At 41.3% G+C, this 24,296-nt stretch carries 21 protein-coding genes and 1 pseudogene; 16 read left to right on the top strand and 6 right to left on the bottom strand.

Annotated elements, in window-relative coordinates:
• The first annotated feature begins 241 nt into the window (after nt 1–241).
• The 3 genes from gloA2 (at nt 242) to IEY48_RS18320 (ending at nt 4,172) form a co-directional block, all read left to right on the top strand.
• Complete coding sequence (gene gloA2, locus IEY48_RS18330) at nt 242–628, top strand: SMU1112c/YaeR family gloxylase I-like metalloprotein (RefSeq protein ID WP_188922903.1); 387 nt, start codon at nt 242–244, stop codon at nt 626–628.
• Nucleotides 629–910: 282 nt separating this feature from the next.
• On the top strand, nt 911–3,232 hold the full coding sequence (locus IEY48_RS18325) for a TonB-dependent receptor (RefSeq protein WP_188922901.1): 2,322 nt from the start codon (nt 911–913) through the stop codon (nt 3,230–3,232).
• Between the two features lie 259 nt (nt 3,233–3,491).
• Nucleotides 3,492–4,172, top strand: coding sequence for a Fe2+-dependent dioxygenase (locus IEY48_RS18320; protein ID WP_188922899.1), 681 nt, complete (start codon nt 3,492–3,494; stop codon nt 4,170–4,172).
• Between the two features lie 86 nt (nt 4,173–4,258).
• Here the strand turns inward: IEY48_RS18320 and nrfD are convergent, their stop codons facing one another.
• The 4 genes from nrfD to IEY48_RS18300 all read right to left on the bottom strand — a co-directional run bounded on the left by nrfD (nt 4,259) and on the right by IEY48_RS18300 (nt 6,887).
• Nucleotides 4,259–5,200, bottom strand: a complete 942-nt coding sequence (gene nrfD / locus IEY48_RS18315) for a cytochrome c nitrite reductase subunit NrfD (RefSeq protein ID WP_188922897.1) — start codon at nt 5,198–5,200, stop codon at nt 4,259–4,261.
• Nucleotides 5,197–5,877 carry a 4Fe-4S dicluster domain-containing protein gene (locus IEY48_RS18310; protein WP_188922895.1) on the bottom strand — a complete coding sequence of 227 codons (681 nt, stop codon included), beginning with the start codon at nt 5,875–5,877 and terminating at the stop codon, nt 5,197–5,199. Before IEY48_RS18310 ends, nrfD begins: the two co-directional genes overlap by 4 nt.
• A 6-nt stretch (nt 5,878–5,883) precedes the next feature.
• On the bottom strand, nt 5,884–6,348 hold the full coding sequence (locus IEY48_RS18305; RefSeq protein ID WP_188922893.1) for a multiheme c-type cytochrome: 465 nt from the start codon (nt 6,346–6,348) through the stop codon (nt 5,884–5,886).
• A gap of 74 nt (nt 6,349–6,422) precedes the next feature.
• On the bottom strand, nt 6,423–6,887 hold the full coding sequence (locus IEY48_RS18300; RefSeq protein WP_188922891.1) for a hypothetical protein: 465 nt from the start codon (nt 6,885–6,887) through the stop codon (nt 6,423–6,425).
• A gap of 507 nt (nt 6,888–7,394) precedes the next feature.
• On the opposite strand from IEY48_RS18300, the gene IEY48_RS18295 reads away from it, so the two are divergent.
• From IEY48_RS18295 to IEY48_RS18260, 9 genes and pseudogenes are all read left to right on the top strand, one after another.
• A complete protein-coding gene (locus IEY48_RS18295) occupies nt 7,395–8,354 on the top strand; it encodes a LysR family transcriptional regulator (RefSeq protein ID WP_188922889.1) in 960 nt (319 codons plus the stop codon).
• Nucleotides 8,355–8,593: 239 nt separating this feature from the next.
• A pseudogene (locus IEY48_RS20480) lies at nt 8,594–8,880 on the top strand (IS4 family transposase); the annotation flags it as partial.
• Nucleotides 8,881–9,589: 709 nt separating this feature from the next.
• A complete protein-coding gene (locus tag IEY48_RS18290) occupies nt 9,590–10,378 on the top strand; it encodes an AzlC family ABC transporter permease (protein ID WP_229786568.1) in 789 nt (262 codons plus the stop codon).
• Complete coding sequence (locus IEY48_RS18285; protein ID WP_160053437.1) at nt 10,375–10,677, top strand: AzlD domain-containing protein; 303 nt, start codon at nt 10,375–10,377, stop codon at nt 10,675–10,677. The genes IEY48_RS18290 and IEY48_RS18285 overlap by 4 nt, the downstream gene beginning before the upstream one ends.
• Nucleotides 10,678–10,775: 98 nt before the next feature.
• The gene (gene mpl, locus IEY48_RS18280) at nt 10,776–12,182 is read left to right on the top strand and encodes a UDP-N-acetylmuramate:L-alanyl-gamma-D-glutamyl-meso-diaminopimelate ligase (RefSeq protein WP_188922887.1); all 1,407 of its coding nucleotides are present in this window, start codon (nt 10,776–10,778) and stop codon (nt 12,180–12,182) included.
• A gap of 26 nt (nt 12,183–12,208) precedes the next feature.
• A complete protein-coding gene (locus IEY48_RS18275; RefSeq protein ID WP_188922885.1) occupies nt 12,209–12,868 on the top strand; it encodes a flavin prenyltransferase UbiX in 660 nt (219 codons plus the stop codon).
• A 7-nt stretch (nt 12,869–12,875) separates the two neighbouring features.
• Nucleotides 12,876–13,406: a hypoxanthine phosphoribosyltransferase gene (hpt, locus tag IEY48_RS18270; protein ID WP_188922883.1), complete on the top strand. Its 531-nt coding sequence runs from the start codon at nt 12,876–12,878 to the stop codon at nt 13,404–13,406.
• 150 nt (nt 13,407–13,556) lie between these two features.
• Complete coding sequence (locus tag IEY48_RS18265) at nt 13,557–14,492, top strand: ABC transporter ATP-binding protein (protein WP_188922881.1); 936 nt, start codon at nt 13,557–13,559, stop codon at nt 14,490–14,492.
• Nucleotides 14,492–15,262 (top strand): ABC transporter permease, encoded by a 771-nt coding sequence (locus tag IEY48_RS18260; protein ID WP_188922879.1) that lies wholly within the window; start codon nt 14,492–14,494, stop codon nt 15,260–15,262. The genes IEY48_RS18265 and IEY48_RS18260 overlap by 1 nt, the downstream gene beginning before the upstream one ends.
• A gap of 56 nt (nt 15,263–15,318) precedes the next feature.
• Here IEY48_RS18260 and IEY48_RS18255 read toward each other — a convergent pair whose 3' ends face one another.
• Complete coding sequence (locus IEY48_RS18255) at nt 15,319–16,275, bottom strand: integron integrase (RefSeq protein WP_188922877.1); 957 nt, start codon at nt 16,273–16,275, stop codon at nt 15,319–15,321.
• Between the two features lie 380 nt (nt 16,276–16,655).
• Between IEY48_RS18255 and IEY48_RS18250 the strand changes: the two genes are divergently transcribed.
• From IEY48_RS18250 to IEY48_RS18235, 4 genes are all read left to right on the top strand, one after another.
• Nucleotides 16,656–16,949, top strand: coding sequence for a hypothetical protein (locus tag IEY48_RS18250; protein ID WP_188922875.1), 294 nt, complete (start codon nt 16,656–16,658; stop codon nt 16,947–16,949).
• Between the two features lie 667 nt (nt 16,950–17,616).
• Nucleotides 17,617–18,906 carry a group II intron reverse transcriptase/maturase gene (gene ltrA, locus IEY48_RS18245; RefSeq protein WP_188922873.1) on the top strand — a complete coding sequence of 430 codons (1,290 nt, stop codon included), beginning with the start codon at nt 17,617–17,619 and terminating at the stop codon, nt 18,904–18,906.
• A gap of 453 nt (nt 18,907–19,359) precedes the next feature.
• Nucleotides 19,360–20,220, top strand: coding sequence for a DUF2806 domain-containing protein (locus tag IEY48_RS18240; protein ID WP_188922871.1), 861 nt, complete (start codon nt 19,360–19,362; stop codon nt 20,218–20,220).
• A gap of 52 nt (nt 20,221–20,272) precedes the next feature.
• A complete protein-coding gene (locus IEY48_RS18235) occupies nt 20,273–21,250 on the top strand; it encodes a transposase (protein ID WP_188922870.1) in 978 nt (325 codons plus the stop codon).
• Nucleotides 21,251–21,759: 509 nt separating this feature from the next.
• Here the strand turns inward: IEY48_RS18235 and IEY48_RS18230 are convergent.
• Nucleotides 21,760–23,745 carry a multiheme c-type cytochrome gene (locus tag IEY48_RS18230; protein ID WP_188922904.1) on the bottom strand — a complete coding sequence of 662 codons (1,986 nt, stop codon included), beginning with the start codon at nt 23,743–23,745 and terminating at the stop codon, nt 21,760–21,762.
• Nucleotides 23,746–24,296 lie beyond the last annotated feature (551 nt).

Genomic DNA, 24,296 nt, shown 5'->3' with positions numbered 1-24,296 from the left:
ACAGTAGGTTTCAACTAATTTATTCATGCTCGTTCCTTTTTCTAATCACTCTTGGTCGAATGATCGGATCAAGGAACGAGCATTTAGTTCCTTTGGGGAGCTAATTTCTTATCCGAAGCTCAGGTTCATTAGTTGCCCTAAGCTGTAACCGCTAATTAAAACCCTGATAGACTTGTGCTACCAGGGTTTTATTATTTATCAGCGTATTATTTATCAACGTATAATTAAAAACAGGAGCGTTATGCTAAAAGGCATTCACCATGTGGCTATCATTTGTAGCGATTATCCTCGCTCAAAAGCGTTTTATACCCAAGTATTGGGGCTGAAGATTATCGCCGAAAATTATCGCCAAGCGCGCGATTCTTACAAGTTAGATCTTGCCTTGCCAGACGGTAGCCAAATAGAATTATTTTCGTTTAATGGGGCTCCGCCAAGACCGAGTTTCCCCGAGGCGCAAGGATTACGACACCTAGCGTTTAAAGTCGATGACATCAACCAAGTGGTACAGCATTTACAACAACAGGGTGTAGAGGTTGAGCCTATTCGAGTCGATGAGTACACCCACAAGCAATACACTTTTTTTAGCGATCCTGACGGCTTGCCACTCGAGTTATACCAAACAGCTTAACAGGCTTTCTCCCCACGTCACTGCTCAACTTCTTACTCTTTCATTGTGCTTATACTCACGCTGCCTAAGCCATTGTTGGCAGCGTGCTTAGGTTATTTTGTGTCAACGTTACCTTTACCTTGTTGTTAATTGTCATCAGTTGCAGCATAAATTCACACCTAAGATTGCAATCTTTACACAAATGATAATGATTTGTATTTGTGATCTATATCGCATTTCTGTAAAGTGCGTCACATAAATGAACTTTCATAAACTCTAATTAATAATAGGATGATGTTAGACATGAAATCGAATCGTTACAGTAAGTTGTTGTTAGGTGCACAGGCCGTTGCCGCGGCACTAGTGTTTGGTAGTCCAGCAGTTTATGCGGCAGATGCGGCTGACACCACTAAAGAAACTTGCGATAAGGACATATTAGCCAACTGTAAGCCAGCAGAAACTGACGAGGCTATCGAACGCATTCGTGTACATGGTGTGCAAAATTCTGTTTACATGTTTAACAGTTCGGCCGACAAACGTCGCATGGCAGAGTTAGTTGATACCCCACAGGTTATTACGGTATTAACTCAAGACCAAATTCAAGAATCAGGCAACACCGACTTAAAAGACATTTTGTCAGCCCAGGCGGGTGTCACCTTAGGTACCGGTGAAAACGGTAACGCGTTTGGCGATCGTTATATTATCCGTGGCCACGAAGCGCGCAGCGACGTGTTTGTTGATGGCTTGCGCGATCCTGGCATGACAACCCGTGAAAGCTTTGCTACAGAACGTGTTGAAATTACCAAAGGCCCAAGTTCAACCTTTGCTGGCCGTGGCTCATCAGGTGGTGCGATTAACTCCGTCACCAAAAAAGCTTCAGTCGCCTATGACTTTGGTCGGGTGGATTTAGGCATTGGTACTGACGATCACAGCCGTATCACCATTGACTACAACTTACCGCTGTCTGATAAAGTCGCAGTACGTTTAAACGGTTTAACTGCAGAAGAAGATAAGCCAGGTCGTGAAGGCATTAGCAGCAAACGTGAAGGTGTACAGTTATCGGGTGTTTATGAAACTACAGATGCACTCACATTTACCGCAGACGTTTACCACTTAAACGCAGAAGACGTGCCCGATTTAGGCAGCTACTTTGACCAGGACACTCGTAAGCCATTAGAAGATATTCCAGTCTATGCGCAAGACGGTGACTTTTTAGACTCAGAGGTGACCACCTTTACTCTGCGTACAGAATACGAGCTTAATAGTGACATTACCCTGTATAACGCGACTCGTGTGGGCCATACCGAAAACGGCTACATTACTACCGGTATGAGTGGCACAACTCGCGCCGATACCGATGCAACTGCGCCAGGCGAAGATACACTGACATTGAGTACTCACCAAGGTAATCAAGATGTTGATTACTTTAGCACCCAGTTCAACTTATTCTGGAACACCAAAATCTTTGGCTTTAACAACCAGCTAGTATTTGGTTTGGAATACACTGACGAAAACGTTGATAACGGTGTGTATAACATTACCAACAACAACCCAACAAACTGTTCAACGGATGGACGCCGTGGCGTGTCTGAGTCTTACTGTATTATTGATGGCGATGGTAACACCGTAGATAACATTAGCCAGTTAATGGGGCGCACTTATGTAAAAGGTGAGTCAGATGCCATCTTCGACATCCAAACAGTTGCAGCATACATGATGGATAACGTTGAACTGACTGAACAACTGTCGATGTTTTATGGTTTAAGACTCGACAGCTTCGATTACAGCAACCAAACCAGCGACACCTTATATGAATATTCAGACACCATGTATAACTTTAACTTCGGTTTAGTTTACGACCTGTCTGAAGATGCCAATATTTATGCTAACTACAGTACAGCAACCAACATCAATGGTGGCGAGTCTGACCTAGGCGGCAACTGTGGTTATGGCGGTGTATGTGGTACAGAAGATCAAGCCAGTGAAGCCGATGCTGAAATTGTAGAAAACATTGAACTTGGTACCAAGTGGATGTTATTTGACGATAAAATGATGTTCTCAGCGTCTATTTTTCAAATCACAAAAAGTGACGTAATGGAAAGTGTAGGCGAAGATGACTATGCAACTCTAGGTACGCTAAACACAGGTGAAAACCGGGTTCAGGGGATTGAATTTGGCATGGTCGGTAATATTACAGACAAGCTGAGCATACAATTTTCGGCGGCTAAAATGGATTCAGAAGTATTGGATTCTTACGACCCAGCAAATATTGGTTTAGCACTTAGTAATTTTGCCGACGAAAGCGCGTATTTACAGTTACGTTACCAGTTAACAGAATCATTTGTTATCGGCGGTAGCTACACTTATCAAAGCGAGATGTATGGCGGACAACCAGATTCTGCGGCAGGTTACGACAGCACCAATGAACGTTACAGCATTGTGGTTCCGAACTATCAAGTGGTTGATTTATTTGCCAGCTACAATGCAACTGAAGCCTTAACATTCCGCTTAAATGTGGGTAATGTAATGGACGAAGAGTATTGGACAGCAGCATACCGTTCAGGTGCATTTATGTACCTAGGTGATGCGCGTAACTCAAGACTGTCGATGACATACGAATTTTAATCCGTTGTTCACAATAAACGGTTAACCATTGATTAGTTAACCACTCACTCCAACGCTTAACCTCTCGTTAAGCGTTGGTTTTTTGATTTTGGAAGTCATACTTATCCGCATTAGAATTTGCTCTTTTAGCGAAAGTTATCAGTGTGGTATTCGCGGCAGCCTTTTGAGGGCATAGTGCGCTACGTTAAGAAAGGCTAACAAAGAAGAACGCGCTGATAAATTCGCCTAAAATAGATAATATTCTAATAAGGATAAGTACATGGTTATTATAGAAAAAGTGCTCAGCAAAGAGCAAGTCGGCGCTTATCGTCAGCGGCTGGCGCAATGTCCCTGGGGCGACGGTCGTCAAACTGCAATGGGCATGGCAGCGTCTGTTAAACAAAATCACCAAGCTGATGCACAAGACGCCAATGTACAACAACTGGCTAATCAGTTGTTGGCACGTATTGGTGACACGCCTAAAATAGTTTCAGCGGCATTACCGCATAAAATTTTCCCACCGTGTTTTAACCGCTACAGCGAAACCGAAGAGTATGGCTACCATGTGGACGCAGCGATTATGCGTATTCCACATACCAGCGAGGTGATCCGCAGCGACGTGTCGATGACGGTTTTTTTAAGTGAGCCAGAAGAATACGACGGCGGTGAATTGGTTATCTCTACCGAGTTTGGTCAGCAGCAAATTAAACTGCCAGCCGGGTATGCCGTAGTGTATCCATCAAGCAGTTTACATAAAGTCACCGCGGTCACTCGCGGCCAACGTGTTGCTGCTATTACCTGGATGCAAAGCATGGTGGCAGATACAAGCTTACGCCAAACCTTGTATCAACTTGACCAAAGTATTCAAAAGCTGATTAACGCCAACAAAACTGATCGCGCCGAACTCGACAATTTACACAATGTGTATCACAACTTAATTCGGCAATTTACCCAGTTATAAACATGACAAAAAGGGCGTATATTTTGTCAATATACGCCCTTTGATCTTGTTGAATTTATTGTTTTTAATATATTGTTTTTAATTTATTAGCTTACCGTCATCTGCCCGGTGTAAAGAATAAAGTTACGCAGTAAAATCACCCCAAGTAAACTTAAACACGCTGTACCGGCCACGTATGAAAACTTACGTTTTGAGGTGGCAGTCATAAACAGGTTCATGGCTAAAGGCGCAGACAATCCCAATCCCATAATACCGAACCAAAATACCCATCCCCAAAATCCTTCGCCAATGGCAGTAAAGGCCGCCATTTTACTTTGGCCTCCACTGAGTATAAGCCCAGCAAAGAAGGTAAACATAAGCACTATTTCACCTAAAATTAACGGGATTTCAACGCGGTGAATAAAGTGCACTTCTTTACCGTTAGGATTACCTTTAAGTAGCAAGCCACCGAGCAGTGCTGACGCAGCACCAGACGACAAACCAGATGCTAAAAATAGTAACGGCAACACTGGGTTGTTCAGCATTGGAAACCGAGGTTGGGCCGAGAGTAAAAAGCCGGTATACGCGCCTAATGCCACTGAAAAAATAACCAGCAACCCGGTTACACTGGGTTCATAGCGGGCTAACTTTTCACTGAGCTTAGTGATTAATGCAAACCGAGGTCGGCACCAGTCTTCAATAGGCTTACGAAAGGTTATGGCTATCCATGCAAACATAAATACTTGGTAAATCATTAACACCACAACGCCTAGGGACATCACCGAAGTTGGGTTGTAAAAAATTAATATTTTCCAAAACTCAAAAGGTTTGGTTAAGTCGAGTACCAAAATACCCAGCCCTGCCAACACCGCAACCGGGGCCACAATACAAGCTGCTTGTACAAAACCAGAGCGATAAGCTTGGTCTTTAAGGCACGCATGCTTTAACAGCACAGCAAAAAACATCGCGCCAGCAGACGCTCCAGCCAAAAATAGGTAAATGGCAATTGGCCAATGCCAAACTAACGAGTCAAAGTGGAAGGCACTCATATTGAAATCTCCCCTGGTTTGGCGGTAATTCTAAATAGTTTAGGTCGGGTGCCTAAGTCTTGTTTGTTTCGTTGAGTCGCATTAGTCTTGAGGGTTGAAACCAATAATGAGTTGGGATCTTTAAGGTTCCCAAACACCAACGCATTGGTTGGGCAGACTTCAACACAGGCCGGCTGTTTACCTTGTTTAAGATTTGTCTCTTGGCAAAAATCGCATTTATCGGCCGCTTTTGTCACCGGATTGATAAAACGTATATCGTATGGGCAAGCTAAAAGACAGTACTGGCAACCAACGCATTTATCAGCCTTTACCGACACAATACCGGTTTTTTTATCGATATAAGCTGCACCTGTTGGGCACACATTGACACAAGGTGCATCTTCACAATGCTCACAAGAGTGGCGGGTAAAGTGGTAATACTGATTAGGGTACTCGCCATAAGGACCTGTTTTTTCGATGCTTAAACGGCTTACGCCTTCAGGTACATGGTTGGTTTCACGGCACGCTTCAGCACACGCATTACAGCCAATGCATTTGGTTTCATCGTGAATGATGGCGTATTTTATGGCTTGTTCAGTCTCAGTATCTGTGGTGCCATTGGCCGCGAAAGGAGAGACCGACACTCCCGCAACTAATGCACAGGTTCTTCTAAGGAAATCTCTTCTTGAATTTTCCATAATTTATTACCTCTGTACACTATGACAACGTTGGCATTCATCACTACGTTGTTTGGTTGTTAAGGTCATTATTCTGTCTGCTTGCGGATGCAATTGATGGCATGCACTGCACGCAACTTTTTCCGCATGTACATTATGAGTCCACTCAGTATCAGCTAACTTTTTAGGAATGTGGCATGTTAAGCAGGCATTGTTTTGGGTCGCAACCGCAAGGTCACTGTCGGCTGAAAACACCATTAAATCATTCGGTTTTTTAGGGTGATTACCTTTTTCACCATGACAAGAACTGCAGCTTAAATTAAGTTCATCGAGGGCGTGGTGTCCCTGCATTTTGCCATTGCGTTTATGGCATTTCATGCACGAGTCATTGTTAATTTGCTCAGTAGAGTCATTGCAATATGCTTGCTGACTCATAAGGGCAAGCGATAATACACTTGCACTTAACATCAGTAGCCAGTTTATACGGGACATAATCAGTCCTCTCCACAATGGTTGAATCACAAGAATGTCGGGTGAGAGTAGTAAGCTGCCACCCGACAGGGGTTTCACGCAGGTAACACGCCTTGTAACATTTGCACGTCGTAAGGTTTGCCTCGAGCCATTTCAACCAATTTCACATTGAATTTCTCGAATAAACTTTTCGCGTTAGCGTCATCTTCTTTACTGAAATCAGAGATAATCAATTTCACTTCTGATGAATCATGGTCTATGACCACGTAATCGAGTTTCGTGTGGTTTTCGGCTGCGGTATGGGCATCCATTTCAAACACATTTTCCATGGGAACATTGCAGCAAACGTCGTACTTTCCTCCCACCATTGCTTGTAGTGATTTCATGAAATCAAAGCTTTGGGTGTCAAAAAGCGTTTTTTTGAGCGTGATAGTGTGCTCTTCGTGATCTGTTTTAAAGAACTTAATACATGTCATAATAAACATGACAATGATAAAAGGCACTGCAATAAACAGAACTGAGTACACAAACGCATAACTTAAAAATACTGAGGTAATCATAACAATTCTCCAAAGTTAATTTTGAATTTATTCTTTTATGCATTAATTAATGCGCCGTTGACGCATGATTAATATTATCCTGATATTTCATTTATTATTTGATCGCAGTCAAATAAATGAAGTGATTTTTAATTATTTGATTATAGTTATGATTTAGATCTTATTGTCTTTTATTGTTTTTTTAATTTATCAATATGGATATTAATAAATTAAAATTTAGTAATTAAAAAGCAGCATTTTTATTGTTTGCAATTTTAACGTGTAAATTTTATGTTCTGGTATTGGTAATTTTGATATTGGTAATTTGGTATTTTTGCATTGAAGCTTTTTTGGGGAAAAGCTTCTTATCGCTCAATTATCCTCAATTTGTGACATATGTTACTAGTTATAGTTTATTTTTATGATCTAGAATAAGTATTAGTTAAATACTTAATTAAATTATATGAAGTATAAATATAAGGAGTAATATACAGATATAAAGCGTATACCTCAAAAGGAGTATTTTCGATGAAGCAAATAGATTTAGATAAGTTGGATTTATTGACACTATCTATATTGGTCAGTCTTTATGAAAATAAATCTGCGACTCATGTATCTAGAATATTAGATGTGCCAGCTTCTAAGATAAGTCGTTGTTTGCATTCTGCAAGGTTATTATTTGGTGATGATCTTTTTATCAGACGAAAGTATGGATTAGTACCGAATGATTATGCTGGGAAAATTTATCCTATTGCAAAAGAAATTGTAGAATGTTCTAAAAATTTTAATCGCATGAATAGAGCTGAGTCTTTACATAGTCGAAATTTTGAGTTGATAATCCCTGGAATGATAGCTCATGCTTTCCCACGGACGTTGATGCAGGCCATTAAAGAACATCGCAAAGATATTCATATCAATGTAAATAACTGGGATAAACATGCTTTAGAAAGTGTCTCTAATGATCCTAATTGTATCGTTGTATGTGGTTGTAAAAATTCAGAGGATATCCATTGTTTTGATCAGCGATTGCAAGTTGAAGAACTGGTCAAAATAGAGCATCAATATTTATTATGTGATCGAAACCATCCTATTTTAAAGAAAGAAATCAATCTCGAAAGTATTGTTGAGTATCCTTATGTTAATACGATTATGGGGGCTCAAGCGCCTATGGTTAATCCTTTTCAAGATTATTGTCATTTCAAAAGCTTACCCTTGAATACCGAGATGACAATTACTAATGTATCTTCATTATTCGATTATCTTTCTAATAGTCAATCACTCGCTCTTACATCATATAAAACAATTTACGATATGATAGACGAAGATTCTGGTCTACATGCTTGCCAACTATCTGAGTATGAGGTTAATCGCATTTTTGAAGTATCAGCACCATTAAAACTTGTATTAGTCACTCATCCGGACGCAAATAATGACGATACTATGTGGTTAAAACAGCAAATTCGGGAGCTAACTCGCGAACTTGTTTGATATAACTAAAACTAAAGTTTAATTCTCAAGACATGAAATAGACATTGTTAATGTTATACTTTACACAAAGATTCATTTTATTGACTACTTTAGCCATCACTTCGTAGAGTTAAAGTTAGCTCGGTAGTCAATTTAAATTTAATTATTTATAGTTTAAATAAAATTGTAATCACCTTTCATTTTTTAATTATTCTTGATGCTACTTTAAACGCAATTAGAATTAGTTGTTTAAGTAATAGAAAGCGATAGTTGACGGCCTAGTATGGGCACCCTACTGGCGCTTATCATCAGCCACAGTAACGCGATGTGCATCATGCCTTTTGTTTCACTGTTCAAAGCGGCAACGAATGTTGATGTTTAGCTACTGCCAATCTTTGAGTGTATCTCTCATTGGGCTTGGTCAGAAATAACAGAAAGGATAGATTGGGCAGTGTGCTATATAACAACAAGTGCACAAAAATCACAACAGATAAAATCTAGAAAAGACATGACGTTAGTTGGGTTTTTTGCAGGTCTTAATGTTTAAGGTTCAGTGCATGTAAGTCAGCAATTAAATTCAACTACATTTTCGTAAAATTCAATCCATGAATATGTAAATTGCATATATGTTTTAAGTGAAATTTCAAATTTAGCATTTTGTGTAAATATTTTCCAACACTATTAATATTTGATAAATGCAAATGAAAAATATAAAAATCTACAAATGTTTTTGAAGATTTTTTGAGTCAGCAAATAAGAGATTAGTTGTTTTTTCAGAAATGCTACAAAAGCTTAAGCTAATGTAGAATGAGTCGCTTTATGGTTCGTTTCTTCGAGAAGGATGAATTCAGATAATATTATTAAGCATTAATCGTAATTGACCATTTATAGTTAACCGTCTTAAAGGTAAATGGTTCAAAGTGTTGATTTTAATGTGTTATTTCCCTTGTTTTATCTGAGGGGATTATTAACAACTAATATGACTATCTGCGAGTTGTATAGTTGGCTTACTTAACCTCAAAAAATTGAGCTAAGCCATGAAAAGCTATGTTTAATGCAAACCTCTGACAATGAGTGAATACATATCTTTTATCGATTCATTGACCACTACAGTAGAATTGGTTTGATCATAGATATAAGCGTGCATGGATGATCATTTTTCAAGGGCTTTATAATTATATTCACGTTAAGCTAATCCTCGAATTACCCTATTGCGTGTAGGGGAAACTGACGTTATCAGTAAATAAGGATATGGTGTGGACACCGCAGAGTTAACTTCTTCTAAAACCACAAAAAGTAAATCATTCTTAGTTGGCGCGCTTGCGGTTATGCCGCTGACCATTGCCGTGATCCCCTGGGGCATTTTAGCTGGCTCATTCGCATTAGAAATTGGCCTCACCGCGGTAGAAAGCCAGGCCATGTCGGCGATTATCTTTGCCGGTAGCGCGCAATTGGTTGCCCTTGGGATGATAAAAGCCGGTATTGGTATCGGCAGTATTTTAATTACCACCTTACTCATTACCTCAAGGCATTTACTGTATGCCATGGCCATGCGCAGCCAAATTAGCCCATTACCGCTTAAATGGCGTTTAGGGCTGGGCTTTTTACTCACCGATGAGTTATTTGCGATCTCCAACCAAGCCCATGGCGGCGATACGCCCGCACAGCATCAGTTTGATCGCTGGTATGCCTTGGGTGGCGGCTTAACTTTTTATATAGGTTGGAACATCGCCACCTTGCTCGGTATTGTGGCTGGCCAGTCTATCGATAATTTAGGCGAACTCGGACTCGACTTTGCTATTGCTGCCACCTTTATCGCCATTGTGGTGCCAACAGTAAAAAAACCATCGATATTAGTGTGCGTGTTGGTGTCACTCACGTTAGCGGTGGTGTGTGCCGTGTTTGCCATTCAAGCAGGGCTTCTGATTGCCGCCATATCGGGCATGGCAGCGGGTATGGCTTATGCCAAACTCACCAATGAAGGCGTTGTCGTTACCGATACGCCTTGTGCTGATATTGCGCCCACCAAGGAGGACACCCTATGACATGGTTAATTATTATATCGATGGCGGCAGTGGTGTTTGTGAGTCGGCATTTGCTGTTAGAACCCAAAATCCCGATTAGGTTAAGCAAAAACACCTTAACCTTTTTAAGTTACTCAGCCCCAGCAGTGTTAACTGCCATATTAGCGCCCATTGTGTTTGTGCCAGAAGGTGAGCTGGCCATCAGCCTGTACAACCCCTACTTAACCTGTGCGCTGGTGGCCACGGTGCTAGCTTATATTACCCGCAATACCTTGCTGACCACTGTGCTCAGCATGGGGTTATTTTTCTTTTTGTATTAACCCTAACCCCATTGATGATTCTCAATAATTGTTAACTGACATTCACAGGTGCAATAGATTAGAATAAGCGCCATATACTGGATCAATAGAGTGAAATCATGCACGTACACATTTTAGGTATTTGTGGCACTTTTATGGGCGGATTAGCCCTGCTTGCCCGCGCAATGGGCCATAAAGTGACCGGCAGCGACGCCAACGTTTACCCGCCCATGAGCACTCAGCTTGAGCAGCAAGGTATTGAGCTAATCCAAGGATTTGACCCAATTCAATTGGGCAAAGAAGGCGAAAACCAACCCGACCTAGTGGTGATTGGTAATGCCATGAGCCGGGGTAATCCGTGTGTTGAAGCGGTATTAAACCGCGGCATGAAGTACACCTCTGGGCCGCAATTTTTATCCGAACATATATTGCCAGACCGCTGGGTGTTAGCCGTAGCGGGTACCCACGGTAAAACCTCTACCTCAAGCATGCTCGCTTGGGTGTTAGAGTATTGCGGCTACGAGCCAGGTTTTTTAATTGGCGGTGTACCGCAAAACTTTGGCGTGTCAGCGCGCCTAGGTAATTCTCCGTTTTTTGTGGTTGAGGCCGACGAATACGACAGCGCCTTTTTTGATAAACGCTCTAAGTTCGTTCACTACCGTCCGCGCACATTGGTAATCAATAATTTAGAATTTGATCATGCCGATATTTTTACCGATCTGGCGGCCATTCAGCGACAATTTAATCATGTTATTCGTACTGTACCCGGAGAGGGTAAGGTGATTTGGCCTGCACAGGTTGAAGCCGTACAGCAAGTGATTGACATGGGCTGCTGGAGCGAGCAAGAAGTGTATTCAACCCAGAGCAGTTTGTTAAAGAATGAGGGTGAACCAAGTGCCTGGCAGTCGCGTACTATTGCCGACGATGGTCATGAGTTTGAAGTGTTGTTTAATGGTGAAACGCAAGGCGTTGTCAATTGGGGCCTAATTGGCCAGCACAATATTGAAAACGCCATAATGGCCATTGCAGCAGCACGGCATGTGGGTGTTGCGCCAAATCACGCGATTGAAGCGCTAGCGCAATTTAGTCCGCCAAAGCGCCGTTTGGAGTTATTAGCCACCGTGAATGGCGTAGCAGTGTATGACGATTTTGCTCATCACCCCACAGCGATTGCCACCACATTACAAGGCTTACGGGCCAAAGTTGGTGCAGGTGACAACAGCAGCGGTAATATTATTGTGGTGTTAGAGCCGCGATCCAACACCATGAAAAGCGGTGTTCATAAAAACACGCTCGCCAATTCAATGGCGTTAGCCGACGTAGGTTATTTGTATCAGGCCGACAATATTGGCTGGGACATTACCGCCAGCATGGCCAATGCGCCGATACCTGTGACAGTTTTTCATAACATTGAAGACATTATTACTAACGTAGCCAATACCGCCCAAGCAGGCGATACCGTGGTGATTATGAGTAACGGTGGCTTTAATGGTATTCATCAAAAAATAATTAAGGCTTTAGCGTAAACCGCGCAGCCGCAAGAGGATACAAGATGGCCTACGCCAAAAAAGCCAAAGCAATTAGTCTCGCCTGGACCGGCGCCTCGGGTGCGCCGTATGGCATCAAGCTACTTGAATGTTTGCTGGCGAACGACTACCAAGTATTTTTAATGATTTCGAGTGCCGCTAGAGTGGTACTGTCCACCGAGCATGGTTTACAGCTTAGTGCCAACCCAGAAAAAGCCAAAGCGCAATTGCTTGAACAGCTTGATAACCCAGATGCGCCTCTTAGCGGTGAGCTAGTGGTACTGGGCAAAGATGAGTGGTTTTCGCCGCCGGCTTCAGGCAGCGCCGCGCCAAAGCAAATGGTGATTTGCCCTTGCTCAACCGGCACGTTAGCGGCAGTAGCAACAGGCATGAGCAACAATTTGCTCGAAAGAGCAGCAGACGTGGTATTAAAAGAGCGCGGCCAATTGATTTTGGTTCCGCGTGAAACTCCGTTTAGCGCCATACACTTAGAGCATATGCTAAGCCTAACCCGCAATGGTGCGACCATTATGCCAGCCGCGCCAGGCTTTTATCATAATCCCCAATCGGTAGAAGATCTGGTAAACTTCATGGTTTCGCGGATCCTTGATCATTTAGGGATCGAGCACGACCTTACGAGTCGCTGGGGATACGGACACACCCAGCCAAACGACATCGACAATTGAGATATTTATGAAGCACACAATTGAAATGATGATTTCTGAGCAAGAAATCAATAACACCCTAGATCAGTTAGCCGAACGTATTAACGCCCATTATGCGCACAGTGAGCGTTTATTAATGGTTGGCCTATTAAAAGGGTCTGTCGTGTTTATGGCCGATTTGTGTCGTCGTATTAAAGGCCATGTCGAAATCGATTTTATGGCTGTGTCGAGTTACGGCAACAATATGAACAGTTCTCGCGATGTTAAAGTACTTAAAGACGTACAGTCTGACATTGCAGGCCGTGACGTATTAATTGTAGAAGACCTTATCGACTCAGGTAACACCCTAAATAAGGTGCGCGAAATGCTATTGCTGCGCGACCCTAAAAGCTTAACGCTATGTACTTTGCTCGACAAACCAGAACGCCGCGAAGTTGACGTGCCTGTCGATTTTATCGGTATTACCATTCCTGACGAGTTTATCGTGGGTTATGGTATCGACTACGCAGAGCAATATCGCAACCTGCCTTACATCGCTAAAGTGGTGCCATTAGATTAGATCTTTTTGATATAATCGATAAACTCCCGCTATAGGCGGGAGTTTTGTTTTGGTAGGCAAAAGTGTTGCGTCTTTTTCATTTTTATAACGTCTTTAGATACATGTAATAAAAAGTGTTTAATGCGCAAGTTATTGATTAGAGGTATGACAATGAGTAACACCAACAATGCATTGGTGATCGACAACCTTAAAAAAACCTACAAAGGTGGTGTGCAAGCCGTTAAATCGATTAGTTTAACGGTCAAGCAGGGTGATTTTTTTGCGTTACTTGGTCCTAACGGCGCCGGTAAATCGACCACTATCGGCATTATCAGCTCGTTAGTGCAAAAAACTTCAGGCTCGGTATCAGTATTTGGTTTTGATATTGATAAACAACTTGAACAAGCCAAGTTATGTATTGGGTTAGTGCCACAAGAGTTTAACTTTAACCAGTTTGAAACCGTACAACAGATTGTGGTTAACCAGGCAGGCTATTACGGTGTGCCTAAAGACGTGGCATTGCAACGCGCCGAGAAATACTTATCTCAACTTGATTTATGGCAAAAACGTCACGCCCAAGCTCGCGAGTTATCTGGCGGAATGAAACGCCGTTTAATGATTGCGCGCGCGTTAATGCACGAGCCAAAACTGCTTATTTTAGATGAACCGACCGCAGGGGTAGACATTGAGCTGCGCCGCTCAATGTGGGACTTTTTAAAGCAAATCAATCAACAAGGTGTGACCATTATTTTAACCACCCACTACCTTGAAGAAGCCGAAATGCTCTGCCGTACCATTGGTATTATCGACACCGGTTTGCTGGTGGAGTGCACCACCATGAAAGCCTTGCTCAGCAAGCTTGATGTCGAAACCTTTATTTTCGATTTACGCCGCGACCTAGAGGCAGCACCGCAATTAACCAATATGAATTGCCGCTTAACCGATGCACACACATTAGAAGTTGACGTGGCGAAAGCGCACAATATTAATGACTTATTTTCTCAATTGAGCGCCGCCAATATTGAAGTGCTATCGATGCGCAACAAAGCTAATCGCCTAGAAGAATTGTTTGTAGAACTGGTCGAAAAAGCCAAGGAGTCAAAATAATGAATCACCTGTATTTTGTGGCTTTTAAAAGCATTTTAACCAAAGAAATTAATCGATTTACCCGTATTTGGATCCAAACGCTAGTGCCGCCAGCCATTACCATGACGTTATACTTTTTAATTTTTGGTAACTTGGTTGGCAGCCGTATTGGTGAAATGGGCGGCGTGAGTTACATGGAATTTATTGCCCCTGGTTTAATTATGATGTCAGTCATCACCAGCTCATATTCTAATGTGGCATCGTCGTTTTACAGTGCCAAGTTTCAACGTAACATTGAAGAGATTATGGTTGCGCCAGTACCGCATTATGTGATGATAGCCGGTTATGTTGGCGGCGGGGTTTCACGTGGTTTGTGTGTTGGCTTAATTGTCACTACTGTGGCGATGATGTTTGTCGATATAACCTTACATCATGTGGGCTTGGTCATACTCACTATGTTTTTAACTTCAGTGTTATTCGCATTAGGTGGTTTAATTAATGCCGTGTTTGCCAAAAGCTTCGACGACATCAGTATTATCCCAACATTTATTCTCACCCCGCTTACCTATTTAGGTGGCGTGTTTTACTCGTTATCGTTATTGCCACCTTTTTGGCAAGGGGTATCGGCCTTAAATCCAGTGGTGTACATGATTAACGTATTCCGCTACGGATTTTTAGGTTTTGCCGATCTTAGTGTGCCGTTATCTATTGCCATTATGGTCGGCTTTTGTGCCAGCTTATGGTTTGTTGCTTATTATTTGATATCTCGTGGGATTGGATTAAGAAGTTAATACATACCAAGCACAAAAAGAATTGATAAAGGGCTCGCAAGGGCCTTTTTTTGTGGCTATCTATCCATCGGGCTGGTCGTATAGCCAAAACGAGAGCCAATAACGTGGGTGTATAATTCAGTTGTTTTTAGATCTGTATGCCCTAATAGCTCTTGAACAGTACGAATATCGGTTCCATTTAGTAGCAATTGGGTCGCAAATGTATGCCTAAAAGTATGGGCTTTTACTTGCTTGGGTATTTGGCTCGCTAATACCGCTTTTCGTAATTGCTTCCTAAATGTCGTTTCGTGAATATGGTGACGACACATATATCCATCATACGGATGAGTGCAGCGAGTCGATGACGGGAACACATACTGCCAAGATAAATCTTTAGCGGCATTACCATATTTTCGCAAAAGAGCAGGTGGCAGTGACGTTAATCCAAAACCTTCATTTAAATCTTGTTGATGGCGAGTTTTTACTGCATCAATTTGATGAGTTAAGGCAAAATTTAGGGATTTTGGTAGCAAAGTGTAACGATCTTTTTTGCCCTTTCCTCTAAAAATAAATAACGTATTATTTTGTATATTTACATCTTTAACTCTTAGTTTTAATGCTTCATTTATTCGTAATCCTCCACCGTATAGCAGTGAGGCAATTAACCAATATTGGCCTGAAAGATGGCTAATAATCACTTTAGCTTCTTCGTGAGTGAGTACCGTGGGTATAGATTGTTCACGCTTCGTAAATGAGTAACGTAAATCAGATATTTCCCGTCGAATGATATGTTTATAGACATAAATAATGGCGCATAAAGCCTGGTTTTGTGTTGCAGCGCTAACTTGCCTGTTTACGGCCAAATGGTTTAAAAAACGTTCTATTTCGATGTTACCCATGTCTTGAGGGTGTTTTTTGTCATTGAAGAGAATAAATTGCTTTATCCAATACAAATAGACTTTTTCAGTTTTGATACTGTAACGGCGCGTTCGCAGTTCAGTGCGAATTGACTCGAGAAATGGTGATGTGGACATATCAACTCCTTTTTATTCGAATTAGCAATACGCTGTATGCATATACAGTTATAATTCATTTATTTAAAAAAGCCAGTCTTGGTCTCGTTATGTAATCACCAAAATTCTCGTTTTTATCTCAAGAACAAAACTAGTTATTTGAATTGGTTGATTTTTGTTCGCAAGTCTCTTTACATAAAGAGACCAAAGCGTTATCGGTTATTAAAATTCTCGGTTTCACCTAGCCAAAAGGGTGATTGATTCATGAAGGATAAACTGATAAGTTGCTAAAATTATTAATAATTAAAGTCGTATGGATGTTGGGTTTTGGTGAACACCTCAGGATGTTTATCGGGATTCTCGCTAATACGCTGTTAGCTTTATCAGGAGTTTTGACGTAAATGGAATCACCAGAATTATCAATTATATTATTAAACCTTATTATCGTTTTAATAGCATACCTTTCTATATATCCTAAACTAGCTGGAAATGATTTTAATAAAATTTCATTTTATGATCTGTTCGCATCAGGCTTTGCTTTATTAGTTGTAGGGTTAAATTATTGGGGTAGTGGTCATGAATTCAGTTTATTAATCACTACTACTAATTGGTTTTGGTTTACACTTGCCACATATGGTGCAATAGAGATACCTATTATGGTTTGGTACTTTAAAAAGCAAAAAGTTAAGGTGTAAATAAAGCTAACAAGGCATTCAAACGGACAAATTACAGTTGGCTTTTTGTTCGTGCCTCACTTATTTTAGCCAACTGTAATTTGCCGCTTAATGTGGCGTTAGTGCGTCAAGCAAAGCTTGATGCATCTTGCAGGGTGTAAGTCCCTGTCAGGTAAGGTTTAACCAACCACCTGTATCGAGTGTTGCACCTTTGGCGGAGTGTGAGATTAGCAGATGCTTTTCAGCAGTGAGGACTGCATCACGCGAACAATATTGGTGAAGCGTACACAGAGAATTATGTAGGCCATAGGGGTTGTCGTGATCCTGAAGTGCTGGTATCGCTCCGATAAATACTAGAACTGACTGACGAGGTTTGTAACGCCATCGAAGTCCATGCAAAGCAGCCGTTATTCATGTAAATGAAGGGTGAGGTTGTGGCGAGTCAGCGGAGTTATCAAGCCGTGGCATGCATAAAGAGATGCTTCAGGAACTTGAGAGATCCAAAGGTGTTCCATCAGGACGATGGTAGAGAAGTCTAGTTAAAAGCGAGACGAACGATGACCTTTTGGAAGTCAGATCAGCCCGTAGTAGTCTGAGCAGGGGAAAGCCTTGTACATGGCAAAGGAGCTGACAGTTATATCAGGTATTAAGCAGAGACATAGTCCGGACAAAGTAGGGCTGGGACACTATGATAACCACACTTAATGCCATCGCATTTAAAGCACAAACCCACCCCAAGCACAGGTTTCAGAATTTATATGGACTGCTAAATACTGACAGCCTGTATCAAAGCTGGGGGCAACTTAATAAGCAAGCGAAGCCTGGTATCGATGGCATTACCATGCCTAAGTACCGAGATAAGCTGATAGAAAATATCGACCGTTTAGGTCAGCAACTCAAACAGAAATGTTATCGAGTTAATGACATCAAACGGATCTTCATTCCTAAATCGAACGGTAAATTACGCCCTTTAGGGCTACCAACGGTAGATGACAAGCTAGTGCAACAAAGTGTCAGTCAGATCCTGCAAAGCATCTGGGAACAAGACTTTTTGCGTAATAGCTATGGTTATCGCCCGAATAAAAGTGCGCATCAAGCGGTGCATAGTTTAACGCTCAATCTGCAATTTAAAGGTTATGGTTATATTGTTGAAGCTGATATTAAGGGCTTCTTTGACAACCTTGATCATGAATGGCTGATGGCTATGCTCGAGCAACGAATTGATGACAAGGCGATACTTAATTTAATAAACCAATGGTTAAAAGCACGGATAAAATCCCCTGATGGTGTCTTTACTAAGCCATTAAGTGGTAGCCCACAAGGTGGCATTATCAGCCCTGTGTTAGCTAATATTTATTTGCATTATGCGCTAGACCTTTGGTTTGAAAAGAAAGTGAAGCCAAGGATGAAAGGCCGAGCAATGATGATCCGTTATGCGGATGATTTTGTTTGTGCGTTTCAGTTTGCACATGATGCTGAACGCTTTTATAAGGTTTTGCCGAAACGATTAAAGAAATTCAACCTAGACGTCGCAGAAGATAAAACATCATTGATGCGATTTAGCCGCTTTCATATTGGGCGAAAACGTCATTTTGTATTTCTTGGATTTGAGTTTTACTGGGGCAGAGATTCGAAAGGTAAAGCAAGACTCAGACGACGAACCGCTGTGGAGAAGCAGAAGGCGACGTTGAGCGAGTATTATCAATGGATTAAAGCCAAGCGCTCATTAAAACTGAGTATTTGGCTTCCACAGTTAAAACGTAAATTAACAGGGTTTAGAAACTATTTTGGTCTTCCCGACAACAGCCGAAGCCTGAGTTACGTATACGATTATGTTCTGCATAACTTGTACAAATGGTTGAACAGACGCAGTGGTCGACGAAGTTACAACTGGAGTAATTTCAAGAAGATGTTAGAGTATTTTAGAATTGAGAGTCCAAAAGTCAGTAAGCGTCTAGTGCTGATTGATTGGTACTAGGGTCGTGTTTTACACGAGTGAATATATAACTGAAGAGCCGGATGCGGTAGTTCCGCACGTCCGGATCTGTGTGGGGTCGGGTCAGTAATGGCCCGCTCTACCACGATTGTTTTAAGGTAGAAATCGGACATTGGAGCAAATAACTGCCATCGCTACATTCTTTTTTGGAGTTCTATTTGTCGTTGCCGCCATCTTTTTATTTGTGATGGGCGTTAAGGAACATAAACTAGAATCAAAGTGTTTTAGCTCATGGAGTAAAACTATTTTAGTTATTGGTATTTGCTTATTTGCTGCCTACAACACATTAATAAGCGGCTACCTGAAAATTGTAAATGCTGGGATATTAAATTGAGTATTTTAAAACATAACAAGCCAAGTCAGCGGGAATTTTACTCGCTGCACAACGCTCATAAAATCCCCTGCTTGGGGCGTTAAGTAGCCTAAGGAGAAATCATGGCAGATGGAAGCTCAATTATTAATTTTGGTGATTTAGCAAAACCCGCAACTGTACTCATTGAGAAAATTTCAAATGCAGTGGGCGTGCTTTATGAACCTCGAAGGGTTATTAAAAAAGCTCATGCGGAGGCTGAAGCTGAAAAAATTAAGGCACTAGCAGGAATAGAGCTAAGTGATATAGAGCAAAGAGCAATAGAGCGACATATAAAGCAAGAAAGCAAGAAACAAGAAAATATAGAAAAAATCACTGCTCAGGCTGCCGTTAATTTGCCACCCAATGCTAAACCTGAGGACATTGAAGATGATTGGCTTACACACTTTTTTGATAAGTGTGACAAAATATCCAATGAACAAATGCAATCTCTATGGTCAAACTTGCTAAGTGGTGAAGCGACTAAGCCTGGTACTTACTCAAAAAGAACTGTGGACTTAGTTGCATCAATGGATCGTAAAGACGCTGACTTGTTTACGCGGTTTTGTCAGTTTACTTGGATGGTCGGTGAACCTACACCGATGATATTTGATATTACAGATGAGGTTTATTCTTCTGCTGGAATTACTTTTTCTGATTTAAAGCATCTTGATGCCATTGGCTTAATTTCATTTGAATCAGTCTCCGGTTATGCAAAAAAAGGTGTAACTAAGAAAGGTGTTGTCTTTTATTTTGGTCAGAAAACTCTTCTAAAGTTTCCAGAAGAAGAAAATAACAAATTTGGAATTGGCCAAGCCTTATATACTCAGGCAGGCAAGGAATTAGTAACTATTTGCAATGCAGCTAAAAATGAGAAATTTGTAGACTACTGTAAAGAGCAGTTTAAAAAAAACCAATTAACATGGCCACCCACGATTATTGGCTAAATAACGAGCAGTAAACTACGCTTTATTTACCCTTTTTAAATGGTAATTGAAGATGGCCAGACCAAGACAAACTATCGTTAGCTTAGACGATACGCCTTACTATCACTGCTGCTCCCGTGTTGTACGTAAGGCTTTTCTTTGCGGAATAGATAACTCGACAGGTGAGAACTTTGAACATCGGCGAGAGTGGGTAGATTCGCGCATTCTTGAGTTGGCGACCATTTTTGCCATTCATATTTGTGCTTATGCCGTCATGAGTAATCATTTGCATGTTGTTTTGAAGATTGATGCAGACAAAGCAAAAGGCTGGTCAGATAAAGAGGTGCTGGTACAGTGGCATAAAGGTTTTAAAGGCACATTGCTGACCCATAAATTGGTTAAAGGCGAAGACTTAAACGAGTTTGAGCATAAAACGGTTAATGACTGTGTGACTCAATACCGACAAAGGTTAATTGATATTAGTTGGTTTATGCGCTCCTTATGTGAGCCCATTGCCAGAATGGCCAATAAAGAAGATAAATGTACGGGCCGATTTTGGGAAGGAAGATTCAAATCCCAAGCGTTACTTGACGAAGCAGCTGTTCTGAGTTGTATGGCTTATGTCGATTTAAACCCTATTCGTGCCAAAATGGCAACGACACCAGAAACCTCAGACTACACCAGTATTCAACGGCGAATAACCTCAGCGATAAAAGGTGAGCAACCAACAGCATTATTGCCTTTTGTTGGTAATGAACGGCTAGATATGCCCAATGGACTGATGTTCAGCGTTAAAGACTATATTGTGCTGGTGGAAGATACCGGGCGAATTATTCGAGAAGATAAACGCGGTGCAATTAGCTCAACTAGCCAAGATATTCTCAATAGACTCAATATTCCTGCTGACAACTGGCTAAAAATCACTACCGAATTTGGGTCATTATTCAAAGGTGCAGTAGGAGCTTTACCTGCATTAACGGAATATTGCGAACATCTAGAGCGAAAGCGACGACAAAGTGCATCAAACTGCCAGCGCTGGTTGTGTGCTTAAGGCTTAACGTCTAACACTAAATCAATAACCAGATTACCAGCTTGATATCAATCAAGCCACTAGTGCTGTGTTGAATTTGCCGCCTTGCTCACCACTATCCATTTAGCGCTCAGTTTGTTGATAATTTCCATTCAATTTATACATTTGAATCGTGCAGAATATTATCGCTATCAAACCTAAAAGCAGTTAAGTTAATTATCATAAAAATGGGTGGCACGCTAATATTTTGAAATGCTAGGGGGCACTACGACTAAATGGATTTAAGAGGTAGAGCGACGAGGGTGCCAAAGCCGAGACATTTATCGGTTAATCCTAAGACGGCACGATTCAAGTCAGAGTGTACTTTATGCACAGTTAGTTTCAGGTTCATTAAGGGGACAAACAACTTTGTTGGTTGTATTGCTTAATGCTCGCCAATAAGATAAATAAAAAAGGAGTCTCGCAGGAGACTCCTTTTTGTTTACGGGGGATGTATTTTATCGCTAAACTTTAGTTCAATCCGTTAAGGATTAACGTGTAAAGTTATGGTATTTTTCAATACCTGAGCTTCGTCCTTCAGCATGACACGTTGCACATGACTCACTTGCGTTTAACTTATACCATTCAGTAGCAGGTACATCTTCAGTAGTAGTACCTCCGTTTTGAACCATATGAGCTAATGCATAATCCTCATTATGGCATGCATAACAGTTCGCCGTGATAGGGCTGGCCATTTTGTCATTTACACCATAAGCACTTGCTTTTATAAACTGATTAGGAACTGCGGTTAAGTCAACAACACCACTATCATGACAAGCAACACAACTCGTTTGAGGTGCAATAACGCTAGCTGCGTTAGACACTTCTTCATTATCTGCATCTAAACTAATGCTACCAACGCCCCAATGCATACTGTGGACCATTGGGCCAAAGCCTGGCGCTGAATAACCTGCTTTACGGTCTTGACCATTGTTATGACAAGCCACACAACCTAAACCACCATCACTAAAGTTGCCATTTTTGTGGAAGTTGTTTTCATCATTGTGACATGTTGTACAACTGTCATTACCTACGGCATGGCGACGATCATAAGCACTGACTTCTTCAGTTGCGATGTCTGTAACATCGGTGTAGCCATGAATGGTGATTACGTCACTTTCGTCGCCATTATAATCTTCTGAGGTGAAGCTCACACGTAACGATGACATTAGACCGGCGCCTGTCCAAAGGCTTACATCATCATCGGTATAACACATTGTTTTACTACCATCGGCTTCATAACTGTAATCGTAGAAACGCGCGACTCGACCTACAATTGAGTTATTGTAGACACCGTGTAAGTAAGAACCGGCATAGTTGATTGGTTTTTCAGGGTTATGAGCGGTAGTTTGTTCTTCAAACATAGAATGAAGATCAAGTAAGGTTTCTGTATCACCTTCAACTTTATAAAGTGACATAGTTGTACACCATTGATTGGCACTATTTAATGCTACTGGTGTGCCAGTCACTTTGTAAGAGTTGTTGATTGCTTTATCTGTATCTATGCCTGCATTTGCTTCATGAAGTAAGCGAACATCAGAACCGTTACCTGGAATGATATCTCCTGCAATGCCACCAGTGTCATGACAATCAATACAACCAGGGCCAGCAACATTGATGTTGATAGTTGGTTCAGTGTGACAAGAACTACAGTTCATGACACTAAATCCTGTTTCGAACTCTTGGTGGTTAATGTGGCCAATTTTAGACAGCGTATTACGTGCGTAGCTACCTGTTGAAAACCCTTCTTCATTCACCATTTCGCGACTAACAGAGCCATGACAAGTTAAACAACCTTCAACGAAAGTGACTTCACCGTCCATGCCTTGAGCAACATAGCTAGCATGTTTATTTGGACTTGTTGAGTAGTCAACGTGGCAGGCATAACAAGCTTCGGTAGTGGTCGACATTGACCCTTCTGGCTTGTTAAGTACATATTCATCAGAGCGAGCAATACCTGATTCGCTATTACCACCAACACGCAACCATACAATACCTTCGGTTCCAGTATTTACACCTAACATAGGTGCTGTAAATTGGTAGTGACCGTCACCAAGAGCGGTTAATGTTGCCCCTTCAGTGCTCATCGTTACTGCACCACCAATATGAACATTATCTGCTACTTCATTGATGGGATCTTCATTACGGTTGTTAATAAAACCTTTATCAGTAAGAGCCGCAACTTTACCTTCAGCATCTATGAGCCCGTTAACAAGTTCCCCGTTTTCGTTAGTGACCTCAAATTCGTAACTAATAGAACCTTCGCCAAGTGTATAGTTTATTACTTTCACATTAGTTTCGGTTGAACTGGTTACCACTGGTAATGTCCAAGAATCTCCAGGTTGACCGTCAACACCGTCAACACCGTCAACACCATCAGCACCAGCAGCACCGTCATCCCCATCACAACCCATTAACAAACTAGTCAGCGCTAATGCGACTAGATATGCTAGTTTTTTAGATTTAAAACGTTTCATCATGATTCTCCGTTTAGTCCAATACAGAATATTGGACTCTTTATGGTATTAAACTTTGTTTAGTTCATTAACCATAATTGGTTTTATATTTTATTATGCGAGCTCAAATTGAATGTCGGCTCGGGAGCGATTCTGCTGTTAATCTAATGTAAATTAATTGATTAAGATCAAATTAGCGCCTATTACTTTGGAGGTATGTCTCATTTTATTGATATTTATAAAAATCAATTAAATCATTGTCTTAAATTAATGTTCGTTTAAGGTTGGATTAAGTTTCAGTTAAGGTTTGGCTGGTGGTGGGTTAATTTTTATTTGATATAATTAACATGGCCACCCAAAATAAATTAACATGGCCATATATGGACGCTCCCGGTGAGTCAAGACAATACTCTGCTCACCGAAGGCTTTTTGGCCTTAGTATAATTAACATGGCCATATATGGACGCTCCCGGTGAGTCAAGACAATACTCTGCTCACCGAAGGCTTTTTGGCCTTAGTTTTCTGTACAACATTCTCACTCTTATCGTTGCTTTCGATGCGCTCATTTACCG

Source organism: Shewanella saliphila (assembly GCF_014648295.1).
In the GTDB taxonomy this organism is placed as follows: domain Bacteria; phylum Pseudomonadota; class Gammaproteobacteria; order Enterobacterales; family Shewanellaceae; genus Shewanella; species Shewanella saliphila.
Note: the sequence above shows the minus strand (reverse complement) of the source record. Positions and strands in the feature narration are given on the sequence as shown.